We start from the raw sequence: 13,896 nt of genomic DNA, 5'->3' as shown, positions 1-13,896 counted from the left end.
AACCACACGCCTGCGTCACAGGGAAGCCGGTCCAAGTCCGGCGCTGACCCGCAACCGTAGGCCGTCCCCGGCATCCCGGGGACGGCAAGCCGGAACACTGGGACACAGGCAGTCAGGCTCAACTACCCGCCGTGGTCCGCGGGTGGAGCCCCTACCCTGCCGGTGCAGGCGGGACCTCCTCCACCGGGCTGCGGCCCGACCGAGGAACGACCATGACTGCATATCGGACCGTACGACTGGTCCTCAGCCTGCTGGCGGGTCTCCTGCTGGCTGGGACCGTTGCCGCCGCCACCACTGTCACGGCAGGCGCCGCGCAGGCCGAGGACGGCTACCGCTTCTGGGGCTACTACCAGTGGACCAGCGGACAGTGGGCCTTCTCACAGAAGGGCTCGGACGCCTTCGTCCCCGCCGACGGCGCCGTGGAGGGCTGGAGGTACGCCCTGGGCGGCGCCAAGCCGCGGGTCCCCCGGGCGGCCGGCGACTTCGAAGCGATCTGCGGCAAGACTCCTGCCGAGACCGGGAAGAAGCGCGTGGCGCTGGTCGTCGACCCCGGTACGCCGGAGGACGCCACCACCGGTGACACGCCGGGTCAGCCCAGCGGGACCTGCGTGGTGACCGCACCGAAGTCGACCGGGGCACAGATCCTCGCCGCGGCCGGACCGGTGCGGATCGAGAAGGGCCTGACCTGCGGCGTCGCCGGCTACCCAGCGAAGGGCTGCGGCGACCAGGTGAAGAACATCAAGGTCCCGGCGACCGAGGCGCAGGTCACGCTGCTGATGCGGCCTGCCGTCGGATCCAGCGCGGCCCCGTCGCCTGAGCCGATGGCATCCGACTCGTCGTCCGACAGCGGCGCTCCGTGGACCGGCATCATCATCGCGATCGTCGTGGTCGTACTGCTGGCCGGCGGCGGGTTCTTCCTCAACCGCCGGCGAGCCGCAGCCAAGTAGATGCGCGCCGTACACCACCTGACACTCCCCCGGGCACTCCACCCGGGGGCCTGGTGGCTGTGGGCGCTCTGCATGGCCGTGGCTGCCAGCAGGACGCGTAACCCGGTCCTGCTCGTCCTCATCCTCGCCGTGACCGGTTTTGTCGTCGCAGCGCGCCGCAGCGACGCACCGTGGGCGCACAGTTTCACCGCGTTCCTCAAGCTCGGTCTGCTGGTCATCGGCATCCGCGTGGTGTTGCAGGCGTTGCTGTCGACCCGCTCGCAGGGCAACACCGTGCTGTTCACGCTGCCCCAGATCCCGTTGCCTGACTGGGCCGCGGGCGTGAAGCTCGGTGGTGACGTGACAGCCGAGGCACTGGTGACCGCTCTGTACGACGGTGGTCAGCTGGCTGTCATGCTCTGCTGCGTAGGTGCGGCCAACGCACTGGCCAGCCCACGCAAGCTGCTGAAGTCGTTGCCAGGGGCCCTCTACGAGATGGGTGTCGCCTGCGTGGTCGCCCTGACCTTCGCACCGCAGCTCGTGACCGACGGACGCCGCATCCGCGCGGCTCGGCGGCTCCGCGGCCGTACCCGTGCCTCCTTCCGTACGACGGCGATGCCGGTACTGGAGGGCGCACTGGACCGATCGGTGGAGTTGGCGGCTGCGATGGACTCCCGCGGCTACGGCCGTACTGCGCAAGCTTCTCGCGCCCAGCGGCGGCTGACGGCGCTCTGCGTACTGCTGGGGTTGCTGGGAATCCTCCTGGGCGTGTACGCGCTGCTGACGGACTCCATGGCGTTTCCGTTCGCAGCGGCGACGCTGGCGATCGGCGTACTGCTGGCTGTCGCTGCGATGGCCGTGGGACGGCAGCGGGTCAGTCGGACGCGTTACCGGCCGGATCCGTGGGCGCTCCCCGAGTGGCTCGTGGTCGCGGCCGGTGTGGTGGCGGCTGGTGCCATGGTGACCGCAGCGGTTCGTGGCGTGAACGGTCTGCTGCTGGCCGGCCCGTTGGTCGTCCCACCGGTACCGGTGTTGCCAGTCGTCGGCGTACTGATCGGACTGGTGCCCGCTCTGGTCGCGCCACCGTTGAAGAAGGTGGGGACATGATCGAGTTCGACCAGGTGACGGTGACGTACGACGGGGCGCGGGAGCCTGCTCTGCGCGACGTGAGCTTCACGGTGCCCGAGGGCGAGCTCGCACTGGTGATCGGGCGCACCGGGTCCGGCAAGTCCACGTTGCTGCGGGCAATCAACGGCCTGGTGCCGCACTTCACCGGCGGCACGCTCGCCGGGCGGGTGCTCGTCGACGGCCGGGACACCCGCGAGTACCGGCCGCGGGACCTCGCGGACGTGGTCGGGATGGTCGGGCAGGACCCGATGGCCGGGTTCGTCACCGACACGGTCGAGGACGAGTTGGCGTACAGCATGGAGTCGCTCGGGGTGGCCCCGGACGTGATGCGCCGGCGCGTCGAGGAGACGCTGGACCTCCTCGGCCTCGCTGACGTCCGCGACCGGGCGCTGACGTCGCTGTCTGGCGGTCAACGCCAACGCACTGCGATCGGCGCAGCCCTTACTTCGCATCCCGCCGTACTGGTGCTGGACGAGCCGACCTCCGCACTGGACCCCCAGGCGGCCGAGGAGGTGCTGGCCGCACTCCAGCGACTCGTCCACGACCTGGGCGTCACCGTGGTGATGGCTGAGCACCGCCTGGAACGTGTGATCCAGTACGCCGACCGTGTCATCGAGGTACCGGGTGGAGCCGCGGCCGTGTCGACAGGCCTGCCTGCCGAACGCATGGCCACAGCACCGGTCGCACCGCCGGTAGTGGAACTGGGGCGGCTCGCCGGCTGGTCACCGCTCCCCCTGTCCGTACGAGACGCCCGACGTGCTGCAGCGAGCCTCCGCTCCCGGCTGGACGCTCCGCCGCCGGCACGTACCGGCGTGCCGCTGGGTGAGGTGCTTGCCCAGTGCAAGGACCTGGTCGTGAACTACGGCGACATCACAGCACTGCGCGGGGTGTCCTTGAGCATCCAGGCCGGTGAGGTGGTCGCGCTGATGGGCCGCAACGGCGCCGGCAAGTCGACACTGCTCAACTCACTCGTCGGCCTCCTCCCCGCTCGCTCCGGTAACGCATCAGCAGCCGGTGTCGACCCACGACGTACCAAGCCGAAGCAGCTGGTCAAGGCGGTCGGTCTGGTACCGCAGGAGCCTGCTGACCTGCTGTACGCCGCTACTGTCGCCGACGAGTGCGCCAGCGCAGACGCGGACTTCAAGGTGCCCGCTGGCAGTTGCCGGGCGCTACTGGAGCGGCTGGCACCTGATGTGACGCTGGACGTCCATCCGCGCGACCTGTCCGAGGGACAACGCCTCTGCCTCGCCCTGGCCGTCGTACTGTGCGGAGCACCGCCCCTGCTGTTGCTGGACGAGCCGACGCGTGGGCTGGACTACGGGGCGAAACGGCGGCTCGTAGCGATCCTCCGGGAGCTGGCTGCAGCTGGGCATGCAGTGGTGTTGTCGACGCATGACGTCGAGATGGTCGCCGAGGTCGCGACGCGGGTGATGGTGCTCGCCGACGGCGAACTGGTCAGCGATGGCGGGACGGCCGAGGTGATCGCCGGGTCGCCGGCGTTCGCACCGCAGGTGGCGAAGATCCTTGCACCGCTGCCGTTCCTGACCGTCGGCGAGGTCGCAGAGGCTCTGGACCGTGCGTCATGAACCTGGTCCGCTTCAGGCCCCGCAGCGCTGCCACCTTGCTGGTCGCGTCGTTGGTTGGTGTGCTCGCGTTCGCGTGGCCGCTGTTCTTCCGGACGGCACAGGAGGGCGCGTCGGCGATCGGACACACCACCGACGCCCCGTGGTTGTTCGTCCTGCTGCTGCCGCTGCTCGTCGCCGTCGTTCTCGCAGAGCTGTCCGAATCCGGGATCGATGCGAAGGTGATCTCGCTGGTCGGCATGCTCGCGGCGGTCGGCGCGGCGTTGCGTGCCCTCGGCCCTGGTACGGCGGGTCTCGAGCCGGGGTTCTTCTTGCTGGTGCTCGCCGGGCGGGCGTTCGGCGCCGGGTTCGGGTTCGTGCTCGGGGCCGTGTCGTTGCTCGGTGGGGCGTTGATCAGCGGCGGGGTCGGGCCGTGGATGCCGTTCCAGATGTTCGCGTGCGCGTGGGTCGGATGCCTGGCCGGCCTGCTGCCACGGGTCGGCGGGCGCCTGGAGTTGCTGCTGCTGGCGGCGTACTCGCTCGTGTCCGGGGTGTTGTACGGCGTGATCATGAACCTCTGGTTCTGGCCGTACGCGACGTTCGGGAGCGACTTCTCGTTCGTCCCCGGCGACTCGCTGGCCGAAAACCTGCACCGGTACTTCCTGTTCGTGGTGGCGACCTCGCTGGGCTGGGACATCCCGCGCGGGATCCTGTCCGCAGTCCTCGTCCTGGTGCTCGGGCGGCCGATCCTGAACGCGTTCCGGCGGACCGCGCGCAAGGCCGCGTTCGAGGCGCCGGTGGTCTTCGAGCAGCCGGGCATGGTCGAGGAGCCGGCCGTGGTCGAGGAGCCGGGCGTGGTCGAGCGCGGGAGGACCCGTGGCTGATCAGCGCACGCTTGTGCTCGGCGGGGCCCGGTCCGGCAAGTCGATCGCGGCCGAGCGGCTGCTCGCCGACGTACCGGACGTCGTGTACGTCGCGACCGGTGGGGACGACTCCGGCAACTCCGAATGGGCCGAACGGGTCGCCAAGCACCGGGCCCGCCGGCCGGTGTCCTGGGGTCTGGCGGAGACGATCGACCTCGTCGGCCTGCTGGAGGTTCCCGGACCGCCGCTGCTGATCGACTGCCTGACGCTCTGGCTGTCGCGGACGATGGACGTCGCCGAGGTCTGGTCCGACCTGTCGCGGGCGGAGCTGGTCGAGCAACGGATCGCGGAACTCGCTGCCGCCTGGTCCGCGACACCTCGCCACGTGGTTGCCGTTAGCAACGACGTCGGCTCCGGGATCGTCCCCGCCGACCCCGGTACCCGGCTCTTCCGCGACCTGATGGGCCGCTTGAACACCACCATCTCTCTGTCCTCCGACCAAGTCCTCTGGACCGTTGCAGGCCGAACCCTTCCGCTCACATGAACGGCCCGCCTCCGCATGGGACGTGGCGGGATGCAGCCCGGCTCTCGGTGGGGACCTTGTCGGTGCTTCCGGCGGGCGTCCCGTCCCGGATCGACCGGATCGTTGGTGGCAGAGCGATGCTGCTCGCACCAGCGGTAGGTCTGCTGGTCGGTGGAATTGCCGCCGGGGTGGTCGCACTCGTTCAGCTCGTGCGCCCCGACGCGGACCTGCTGAGCGCCGTCCTCGGAGTCCTCGTGGTCGCGGGCTTGTCGGGCGGGCTGCATCTCGACGGCCTCGCGGATTTCGCGGACGCGCTCGGCAGCCGGCGGGATCGCGAGACGATGCTGCGGATCATGAAGCAGAGCGACATCGGCCCGTTCGGTGTGGTCGCGATCGTCGGCGTACTGCTCCTCGACACCGCCGCCCTCACCGCGTGCCTGCAGGCGAACTTCGGCTGGCAGGCGGTCCTGATCGCCACCACCGCAAGCCGCCTCACCCTCCCCTGGTCCTGCCGTACGTCGGTCCCCGCCGCCCGCCCCGACGGCCTCGGCACGCTCGTCGCCGCCACGGTCAGTCCACTGATCGCAGCCGTCACCACAACCGCAGTACTCGCCGCAACCCTCGCCTTCACCTCCCTGTCCCAGCCAACCGACCTGCTCCGCCTGACAGGCACCGCAGCCACCATCCTCCTGGCCGTCCTGACCAGCTTCGTCGTCGCCAGGCGAGCCCGTCGAACACTCGGCGGAACGACCGGCGACGTCCTCGGCGCAACGGTCGAACTGGCCCTCCCCATCAGCCTCCTGACACTCGCGCTGACCGTGTGAGCGCTCACCTCCGCGACGCTGTCTGCGGGGTGGTCTACTGTCGCCGGTGGGACGTTCTAGTGGGGTAGTGACGGCGAGGTTGCAGATGATGTTGACGGTTCACGAACTGTGGGCGGCCGGGTACACCCCGCGATCCGTTATCTTTATGTAATGAACGCAACTCGCCCAGCCCCGGGCTCGCAGGCTTCGCTGCGCGAAGCCAACCGTGCGCGCGTTCTCGGTGTCGTCCGGCAGCACGGCCCGCTCACCCAGGTCGAGATCGCGGCTGCGTCCGGCCTCTCGGCGGCCACCGTCTCGAACATGGTCAAGGAGCTCGACCAGGCCGGCATGGTCGGCCTGTCCCGGAGCATCCGCAACGGCCGTCGCGCCGTACTGGTCTCCCTGTCCTCCGGCGGCGGGCTACTGGCCGGCGTCGCGTTCGGCGAGCGGGACGTCCGCGTCGCGGTCGCGAACGGCTCCCGCGAGATCCTCGCCCAGCAACTGATGCCGCTGCAGGCCGACCACGTCGCCGACGAGGGCATGGAGCGCGCCGCGCGGCTGCTCGCCGACCTGGCCGAGACGGTCAGCTCCGGCGTCGAGGACATCTCCGCGATCGGGTTCGGGCTGCCGATGCCGGTGGATGCGATCAGCGGCGAGGCCGGCTCCGACGCGGTGCTGCCCGGCTGGCGCGGCGTGAACGTCACCGACGCGATGTCGGCGTACCTGCGGGCCCCGGTCGCGCTCGACAACACCGCCAACCTGGCTGCGCTCGGCGAGCTCCGGGCCGGTGCGCTGCGCGGTGTCCGGAACGGCTGCTACCTGAAGTTCTCGTACGGCGTGGGCGCGGGGATCGTGATCGACGGCGAGGTGTTCCGCGGCTCGGCCGGGACGGCGGGCGAGATCGGGCACGTCACGATCGACGAGAACGGCCCGATCTGCCGGTGCGGGAACCGCGGCTGCCTGGACACGTTCGTCGGGTCCCGCGCGCTGATCAGCAGCCTCGCCGCGTCCCACGGACCGCTGCGTCTGAAGGACATCGTGTCCCGTGCGCGCGGCGGCGACCTGGGCTGCCGGCGGGTGATCGAGGACGCCGGTCGACGCGTCGGCGTGGCCGTGGCAGGCGTGGTGAACCTGCTGAACCCGGAGGCGATCGTGGTCGGCGGTCTGATGGCCGAGGCCGGTGAGATCGTCCTCGGCCCACTCCGCGAAGCACTCGACCGCTGCGCGATCCCGAGCGCCGCCGCGACCGTCGAACTGCGCCCCGCCGAGCTCGGCGACGAGGCGGACATCGTCGGCGCGATCCACCGCGCGTCGATGCTGAGTCACACCAATATCTCTATTTCTTGAATTCAAGCCTTGACGTCAAGACCTTCGCCAGCTTGACTGCGGGCAGGCCAATCGGGCCGCCACGTCAAGGAGTCGCTCTATGTCTGTATCCGCATCACGTCTCATCGGGATCGGCATGGCCGTCTCGGCCCTCGCCGTGTCCCTGGCCGCCTGTGGCTCCAACGACGCCGGCGACAGCGGCGACGCCAAGAAGGTCGCGCTGCTGCTCCCCGAGTCGAAGACCACCCGGTACGAGGCACTCGACCGCCCGCTGTTCACCGAGGCACTGAAGGCCGCCTGCGCCAAGTGCGAGCTGATCTACAGCAACGCCGACCAGGACGCCGCCAAGCAACAGCAGCAGGCCGAGGCTGCGCTCACCCAGGGCGCGAACGTCCTGGTTCTCGACCCGGTCGACGGCAAGGCCGCCGCCGCGGTTGCCGCCTCCGCGAAGGCCCAGAACGTCCCGGTGGTCGCGTACGACCGCTTCATCGAGAAAACCGACTACTACGTGTCGTTCGAGAACGAGGCGGTCGGCAAACTGCAGGCGCAGACCCTCGTCGACACCCTCAAGGCGGCCGGCAAGACGTCCGGCAACATCGCGATGATCAACGGCTCCCCCACCGACCCGAACGCCGCCGACTTCAAGAAGGGGGCGCACAGCGTGCTCGACTCCAGCGGCTTCAAGATCGCCGCCGAGTTCGACACCCCGGACTGGAGCCCGGACAAGGCGCAGGCCTGGATGGAAGGCCAGCTGAGCGCGATCAAGAACGGCCTGGTCGGTGTGTACGCCGCCAACGACGGCACCGCGGGCGGCGCGATCGCGGCCCTCAAGGGCGGTGGCGTGACGCCGCTGCCGCCGGTCACCGGGCAGGACTCGGAGCTGGCCGCGATCCAGCGGATCATCGCCGGCGACCAGGCGATGACCATCTACAAGGCGGTCAAGCCGCAGGCCGAGGCCGCCGCCAAGGGCGCGGTCGCGCTGGCGAACGGCGACAAGCCGGAGTCCACCACCGAGAAGAACGGCGTACCCTCGACAATCCTCGACCCGGTCGCGGTGACCAAGGCCAACATCAAGGACACCGTGGTCAAGGACAACATCTACAAGATCTCCGACATCTGCACCGCGTCCTTCGCGGCGGCCTGCTCCGCGGCCGGCCTGAGCACCAACTGACCGCCAACTGACCGCCCCTTCGGCGTTGCCCCGCAGTGAGGTGCGGGGCAACGCCGGGCGGGTTCCGGAACCGGCCAAGCCTGTTCGGCATCGCCCCGCCGCCGGATCATGGCCCTGTTCGCCAAGCCCAGGAGGCTGATCGTGTGACTGTTACCCCGACTCTCCCCGACGTCGGTGCGGGTACGGTGCTGACCCTGCAAGGGATCTCGAAGCGGTTCGGTGCCGTGCAGGCGCTGAAGAACATCGAGCTGGACGTCCGGGCCGGCGAGGTGCTCGCGCTGGTCGGCGACAACGGCGCCGGTAAGTCGACGCTGGTGAAGACCATCGCCGGCGTCTACACCGCCGACGACGGCCAGATGGTCTTCGACGGCCGTCCGGTCCGGGTCGGCAGCCCGGCCGAGGCCCAGCAGCTCGGGATCGCCACCGTGTTCCAGGACCTGGCGCTCTGCGACAACCTCGACGTGGTCGCGAACCTGTACCTCGGCCGCGAGCTGCTCACCGGCGGCGTCCTCGACGAGGTCGAGATGGAACGCCGGTCCTGGGACCTGCTCCGGCAGCTGTCCGCGAAGATCCCGTCGGTCCGCATCCCGGTCGCCAGCCTGTCCGGCGGCCAGCGGCAGACCGTCGCGATCGCGCGCAGCCTGCTCGGTCAGCCCAAGGTCGTGATGCTGGACGAGCCGACCGCGGCGCTCGGCGTCGCCCAGACCGCCGAGGTACTGAACCTGGTCGAGCGGCTCCGCGAACGCGGCCTGGCCGTGATCCTGATCAGCCACAACATGGCCGACGTGATGGCGGTCGCCGACCGCGTCGCCGTCCTGCGGCTCGGCCGGAACAACGGCGTCTTCGTGGTCAGCGAGACCCGGACGCAGGACATCATCGCCGCGATCACCGGCGCCACCGACAACGCCGTCTCCGAGCGCGCCGCGCGCCGGAGCCGGGAGGAGGGACCCGCATCATGACGGTGCAGGATTCCGTACCGGACACGAGTGACGGTCCGGGCCAGGAACCGGCTGTGGAGGCAGCGCAGCTGCCGGCCGATCTGCAGGACGAGCGGCTGATCGCGAGCCACGGCTTCAGCGGCGCGGTCGGAGCGTTCACGACCCGGCTGCGGTCCGGTGATCTCGGCTCGGTGCCGGTGGTCGTCGGGCTGATCATCATCTGGGCGGTGTTCCAGATCGCGAACGGCTCGTTCCTGTCCAGCCGCAACCTGGTGAACCTCACCCTGCAGACCACCTCGGTCGGGGTGATTGCGCTCGGCATCGTCCTGGTGTTGCTGCTGGGCGAGATCGACCTGTCCGTCGGCTCGGTCAGTGGCGTGGCGGCCGCACTCGTCGGCGTCACGTTCGTCAACGAGGGCTGGCCGCTCGTGGCTTCATTGGTCGCCGGCGTCGCGCTCGGCGTACTCATCGGCTTCTTCTACGGCCTGCTCTACACCCGCTTCGGCGTACCGAGCTTCGTGATCACGCTCGCCGGTCTGCTCGGCTTCCTCGGACTGCAGTTGCTTGTCCTGGGCAAGGACGGCACGATCAACCTGCCGTACGACTCCGCGCTGGTCGGCTTCGCGACCCGCAGCTTCCTCTCCCCCGCAGTGGCGTACGCACTGGTCGCCCTGGTTGTTGTTGCCTACACCCTGACCCGCTGGCAGGGGCGCAACGCGCGTGCGGCGGCCGGGCTGTCCGCGGCGCCGATGTCGTTCATCGCGCTCAAAGCGGCCGGCCTCGCGCTCGTGCTGCTCATCCCGGTCCTCGTACTGAACGGGGACCGCGGCGTCTCGTCGATGTTCCTGCTCTTCGTCGCACTCGTGGTGGTCACCGACATCGCCGTACGCCGGACGCGCTGGGGCCGCTCCGTGTTCGCCGTCGGCGGCAACGTCGAGGCCGCCCGCCGAGCCGGTATCAACGTACGGATGATCTACGTCTCGGTCTTCGCTGCCTGCACCACGTTCGCGGCCGTCGGCGGCATCCTGGCGGCCGCACGACTGGTCGCGGTCGGGCAGTCGAGTGGTGCGACGGACACCAACCTGAACGCGATCGCGTCGGCCGTGATCGGCGGTACGAGCCTGTTCGGCGGCCGCGGTTCGGCGTACTCCGCGCTGCTCGGCGCACTGGTGATCACGTCGATCTCGAACGGTCTCGCACTGCTGAGCCTCGACTCGAGCGTCCGCTACATCATCACCGCGGGCGTCCTCCTGATCGCCGTCACGGTCGACTCCCTGAGCCGCCGCAGCCGCCAGGCCCACGGCAGGGCGTAAAACAACCCTGCGAGACACGCAGGACATGAGAAAGCCCCCGTCGCCGTTGACGGGGGCTTTCTCCGTTAGATCACGCGGTGGCGGCGGTCAGGTCGACCTTCGGCTCCGCGAAGTGGCAGGCGGCCGTGTGGCCGGCGCTGGACTGCGGCTTGATCTCCAGCAGCGGTTCCTGGGTCGCGCAGATGTCCTCCGCCTTCCAGCAACGGGTCCGGAACCGGCAGCCGCTCGGCGGGTCGATCGGCGACGGTACGTCGCCCACCAGCCGGATCCGCTCCTTCGGCGGGACACCACGGATCGTGCCCAGGTCCGGAGCCGCGGACAGCAGCGCCTGCGTGTACGGATGCTGCGGCGCGTTGTAGATCTGGTCCCGGGTGCCCTGCTCGACGATCTTGCCGAGGTACATCACCGCGACCTCGTCACAGAAGTGCCGGACGACGCCGAGGTCGTGCGCGATGAACACGAACGCGATGCCCAGGTCGCGGCGCAGGTCCTCGAGCAGGTTCATCACCTGGGCCTGGATCGACACGTCCAGTGCGGACACCGGCTCGTCGGCGATGATCACCTCGGGCTCCACAGCGAGCGCCCGGGCGATCCCGATCCGCTGCCGCTGCCCGCCGGAGAACTCGTTCGGGTACCGGTTGTGGTGCTCCGGGTTCAGGCCGACCCGCTCCAGCAGTTCCTGGACGCGGTCGAGCTCGCGGCCCTTCTTCACCAGGTTGTGGACGCGCAGCGGCGTACTGATGATGTTGCTGACCGTCTGCCGCGGGTTCAGCGAGCTGTACGGGTCCTGGAAAACGATCTGCAACTGCCGGCGGAACGGACGCAGGTCCCGCTCCTTCAAGCGCGCGATGTCCGTGCCCTTGAACACGATCTCGCCGGCCGTCGGCGTCAGCAGCCGGGTGATCATCCGCCCGGTCGTCGACTTGCCACAGCCGGACTCACCGACCAGGCCGAGGCTGCCGCCGGCCTTCAGCTCGAAGGACACGCCGTCGACGGCCTGCACGACCTTCTTGGTCCGGCCCAGGCCCGCCGCTTCCTTGATCGGGAAGTGCATCTTCAGGTCGCGGACCTGCAACAGAGTTTCGCTCATAGCTCCTCAGTCCCCTCGTCAGCCCAGTCTCGGCGCGACCTCGGCCTCGTACACGGAGGCCTTGTCGTGCAGGTGGCAACGGGACGTGTGTGCACCGGCGCCGTCGACCGGCAGCAGGTCCGGAAGTTGCGTCGTACAGAGCTCGCCCTTGACCCGGTCCTTGTAGGGGCAGCGCGGGTTGAACGAGCAGCCGTCGGGCAGGTTCAGCAGGCTCGGCGGCAGGCCCTTGATCGGGCGCAGCCGCTCGTTCGCCGCGGAGACCGTCGGGATCGACTCGAGCAGACCCCAGGTGTAGGGCATCCGCGGGTTCGCCAGGACGTCTTCTGCGGTGCCGTACTCGACGCAGCGCCCGGCGTACATCACCAGGACGTCGTCGGCCATCTCGGCGACCACACCCAGGTCGTGGGTGATCAGCACGATCGCGGAGCCGAACTCCTTCTGCAGGTTGTTCAGCAGGTCCAGGATCTGTGCCTGCACGGTGACGTCGAGCGCGGTGGTCGGCTCGTCGGCGATCACCAGCTTCGGGTCGTTGATCAGGCTCATCGCGATCATCGCGCGCTGCCGCATACCGCCGGAGAACTCGTGCGGGTACTGGGCGAAGCGGCGCGGCGGATTCGGGATGCCGACCAGGTCGAGCATCTCCAGGGCGCGCTTCTTGGCAGCGACCTTGGAGACCCGGTGGTGCACGCGGTACGCCTCGACCAGCTGGTTGCCGATCGTGTACAGCGGGTGCAGCGACGACTGCGGGTCCTGGAAGACCATCGACGCCGCGTCGCCACGGATCTTCATCAGGTCGTTCTCGCTGAGGCCGACGATCTCCTCGCCACCGAGCATGATCGATCCGGTGATCTGGGTCCGCTTGCGGTCGTGCAGGCCCATCACGGCCATGCTCGACACCGACTTGCCGGAGCCCGACTCGCCGACGATCGCCAGCGTGCGGCCGAGCGGCACCGAGTAGCTCAGCCCGTTCACGGCGCTGACCAGCCCGTCGGCGGTCGGGAACTTCACGTTCAGGTCCTCGACCGCCAGGTACGGGGTCTCACCGCTCGGGTTGGTCGAGCCCACGCGGCGTTCGCGGGTGGCGACCGACGGACCACGCTTGGCGGCGCCGGAGTCAGCTCCGGTGGCGTCCGCAGCAGTGGCATCGCTCTCGGCCATGCTGTCCTTCCGGTCTTCGGGGGCGGGGGTGCTCACGTCAGCCTCACCCGCGGGTCGATCAGGCTGTAGCCGATGTCGACCAGCAGGTTCATCACGACGATCAGCACCGATGCGACCAGTACGGTGCCCATGATCACCGGCAGGTCGTAGCTGTTCAAGCTGTCGAGCACGAGGACACCGAGGCCGGGCAGGTCGAAGATCCGTTCGGTGAAGATCGCGCCGCCGAGGCTGCCGGCGACGTCCAGGCCGAAGATCGTCACGACCGGGATCAGGCCGGAGCGGAGCGCGTGCTTGTAGGTGACCACCCGGTCGGACAGGCCCTTGGCCCGCGCGGTCCGGATGTAGTCCTCGCTGAGCGCCTCGACCATCGAGCCGCGCGAGTATCTGGCGTACGAGACGCAGTTGTAGACGCCGAGCACCAGCCAGGGTGTCAGCAGGCCGGCGACCCACTTGCCGGGATTCTCCGACGGCGGTGTCCATTCACCCCGCGGAAGGATCGGATACAGCACGGTCAGGTACAGCGCGACCATCAGCGCGACGATGTAGTACGGCACCGAGCTGATCACCAGCGTGCTGGTCATCAGGGCCCGGTCGCGCAGGGTCCCTCGACGTTTCGCGGCCATCGAGCCGACGAATACGCCGATCGTCAGCACCAGGACCGCGTACCCGACCACCAGCGACAAGGTCACCGGGAACCGGGTCTTGATCATGTCGGTGACCGGCCGGTCGTTCTTGAACGAGAAGCCCAGGCACGGCACCGCGCAGTGCTGCTTGACGCCGGAGGTCGTGAAGTCCCGTCCGGTGAAGATCCCGCCCGCGTAGTCGGCGAACTGCTTCACCTTCGGCTGGTCGAGATGCAAGTTGGACTTGATCTCGTTGTAACGCTGCTGCGAGCACTGCCGCTCGCCGCAGATCGCACCGGCCGGGTCGGTCGGTGCAATGAAGAACAGCGCGAAGGTCGCGATCAGTGTTGCCAGCACGACACTGAGCGCGCTGACCAGCCGACGCGCCACGAAATAGAGCACGGGATTTGTCTCCTCACCGATCGGCGTGGCGCCCGGACTTGTGGTCCGGGCACCACGCCACCGTTCAGTG

The 13,896-nt window shown here is 69.3% G+C and carries 13 protein-coding genes and 1 riboswitch; of the genes, 10 read left to right on the top strand and 3 right to left on the bottom strand.

The genetic code is table 11. The features are described 5' to 3' along the window. Positions 1-21: 21 nt before the first annotated feature. Positions 22-98, top strand: a riboswitch (cobalamin riboswitch). 114 nt (positions 99-212) lie between these two features. The 10 genes from ACGFI6_RS14085 (at position 213) to ACGFI6_RS14040 (ending at position 10,553) form a co-directional block, all read left to right on the top strand. Next, entirely contained in the window at positions 213-947 is a 735-nt protein-coding gene (locus ACGFI6_RS14085; RefSeq protein WP_393118367.1) for an SCO2322 family protein, read from the top strand. Further along, a complete protein-coding gene (locus ACGFI6_RS14080; protein ID WP_393118365.1) occupies positions 948-2,033 on the top strand; it encodes an energy-coupling factor transporter transmembrane component T in 1,086 nt (361 codons plus the stop codon). It begins immediately after the preceding gene. After that, positions 2,030-3,640, top strand: coding sequence for an ABC transporter ATP-binding protein (locus tag ACGFI6_RS14075; RefSeq protein WP_393118363.1), 1,611 nt, complete (start codon positions 2,030-2,032; stop codon positions 3,638-3,640). The genes ACGFI6_RS14080 and ACGFI6_RS14075 overlap by 4 nt, the downstream gene beginning before the upstream one ends. After that, positions 3,637-4,500, top strand: coding sequence for an ECF transporter S component (locus ACGFI6_RS14070; protein WP_393118361.1), 864 nt, complete (start codon positions 3,637-3,639; stop codon positions 4,498-4,500). The genes ACGFI6_RS14075 and ACGFI6_RS14070 overlap by 4 nt, the downstream gene beginning before the upstream one ends. Further along, entirely contained in the window at positions 4,493-5,023 is a 531-nt protein-coding gene (locus ACGFI6_RS14065; protein WP_393118359.1) for a bifunctional adenosylcobinamide kinase/adenosylcobinamide-phosphate guanylyltransferase, read from the top strand. Before ACGFI6_RS14070 ends, ACGFI6_RS14065 begins: the two co-directional genes overlap by 8 nt. A 62-nt stretch (positions 5,024-5,085) precedes the next feature. Next, a complete protein-coding gene (cobS, locus tag ACGFI6_RS14060) occupies positions 5,086-5,826 on the top strand; it encodes an adenosylcobinamide-GDP ribazoletransferase (protein ID WP_393119732.1) in 741 nt (246 codons plus the stop codon). A gap of 150 nt (positions 5,827-5,976) precedes the next feature. Beyond that, positions 5,977-7,152: an ROK family protein gene (locus ACGFI6_RS14055; protein ID WP_393118357.1), complete on the top strand. Its 1,176-nt coding sequence runs from the start codon at positions 5,977-5,979 to the stop codon at positions 7,150-7,152. Between the two features lie 79 nt (positions 7,153-7,231). Further along, positions 7,232-8,302: a substrate-binding domain-containing protein gene (locus tag ACGFI6_RS14050; RefSeq protein ID WP_393118355.1), complete on the top strand. Its 1,071-nt coding sequence runs from the start codon at positions 7,232-7,234 to the stop codon at positions 8,300-8,302. A 143-nt stretch (positions 8,303-8,445) separates the two neighbouring features. Beyond that, entirely contained in the window at positions 8,446-9,261 is an 816-nt protein-coding gene (locus tag ACGFI6_RS14045) for an ATP-binding cassette domain-containing protein (protein WP_393118353.1), read from the top strand. Then, complete coding sequence (locus tag ACGFI6_RS14040) at positions 9,258-10,553, top strand: sugar ABC transporter permease (RefSeq protein WP_393118351.1); 1,296 nt, start codon at positions 9,258-9,260, stop codon at positions 10,551-10,553. Before ACGFI6_RS14045 ends, ACGFI6_RS14040 begins: the two co-directional genes overlap by 4 nt. Before the next feature lie 70 nt (positions 10,554-10,623). On the opposite strand, the gene ACGFI6_RS14035 is transcribed toward ACGFI6_RS14040, so the two are convergent. Genes ACGFI6_RS14035 through ACGFI6_RS14025 form a run of 3 tightly spaced genes read right to left on the bottom strand, consistent with a single transcriptional unit; the run spans position 10,624 to position 13,826 of the window. Then, a complete protein-coding gene (locus ACGFI6_RS14035) occupies positions 10,624-11,643 on the bottom strand; it encodes an ABC transporter ATP-binding protein (RefSeq protein ID WP_393118349.1) in 1,020 nt (339 codons plus the stop codon). Between the two features lie 18 nt (positions 11,644-11,661). Continuing rightward, positions 11,662-12,801, bottom strand: coding sequence for an ABC transporter ATP-binding protein (locus ACGFI6_RS14030; protein ID WP_393119730.1), 1,140 nt, complete (start codon positions 12,799-12,801; stop codon positions 11,662-11,664). A 32-nt stretch (positions 12,802-12,833) separates the two neighbouring features. Beyond that, the gene (locus tag ACGFI6_RS14025) at positions 12,834-13,826 is read right to left on the bottom strand and encodes an ABC transporter permease (protein ID WP_393118347.1); all 993 of its coding nucleotides are present in this window, start codon (positions 13,824-13,826) and stop codon (positions 12,834-12,836) included. Positions 13,827-13,896: the final 70 nt, after the last annotated feature.

Source organism: Kribbella sp. NPDC048928, assembly GCF_043197975.1.
Lineage (GTDB): Bacteria > Actinomycetota > Actinomycetes > Propionibacteriales > Kribbellaceae > Kribbella.
The sequence above is the reverse complement of the archived record's forward strand: the minus strand, read 5'-3'. Positions and strand labels throughout refer to the sequence as shown.

Excerpts from the sequence above, each read along its gene's own strand:
- ACGFI6_RS14055 (WP_393118357.1), top strand. The coding sequence starts at position 5,977 with ATGAACGCAACTCGCCCAGCCCCGGGCTCGCAGGCTTCGCTGCGCGAA.
- ACGFI6_RS14050 (WP_393118355.1), top strand. The coding sequence starts at position 7,232 with ATGTCTGTATCCGCATCACGTCTCATCGGGATCGGCATGGCCGTCTCG.
- ACGFI6_RS14085 (WP_393118367.1), top strand. The coding sequence starts at position 213 with ATGACTGCATATCGGACCGTACGACTGGTCCTCAGCCTGCTGGCGGGT.
- ACGFI6_RS14030 (WP_393119730.1), bottom strand. The coding sequence starts at position 12,801 with ATGGCCGAGAGCGATGCCACTGCTGCGGACGCCACCGGAGCTGACTCC.
- ACGFI6_RS14080 (WP_393118365.1), top strand. The coding sequence starts at position 948 with ATGCGCGCCGTACACCACCTGACACTCCCCCGGGCACTCCACCCGGGG.
- ACGFI6_RS14070 (WP_393118361.1), top strand. The coding sequence starts at position 3,637 with ATGAACCTGGTCCGCTTCAGGCCCCGCAGCGCTGCCACCTTGCTGGTC.
- ACGFI6_RS14075 (WP_393118363.1), top strand. The coding sequence starts at position 2,030 with ATGATCGAGTTCGACCAGGTGACGGTGACGTACGACGGGGCGCGGGAG.
- ACGFI6_RS14040 (WP_393118351.1), top strand. The coding sequence starts at position 9,258 with ATGACGGTGCAGGATTCCGTACCGGACACGAGTGACGGTCCGGGCCAG.
- ACGFI6_RS14035 (WP_393118349.1), bottom strand. The coding sequence starts at position 11,643 with ATGAGCGAAACTCTGTTGCAGGTCCGCGACCTGAAGATGCACTTCCCG.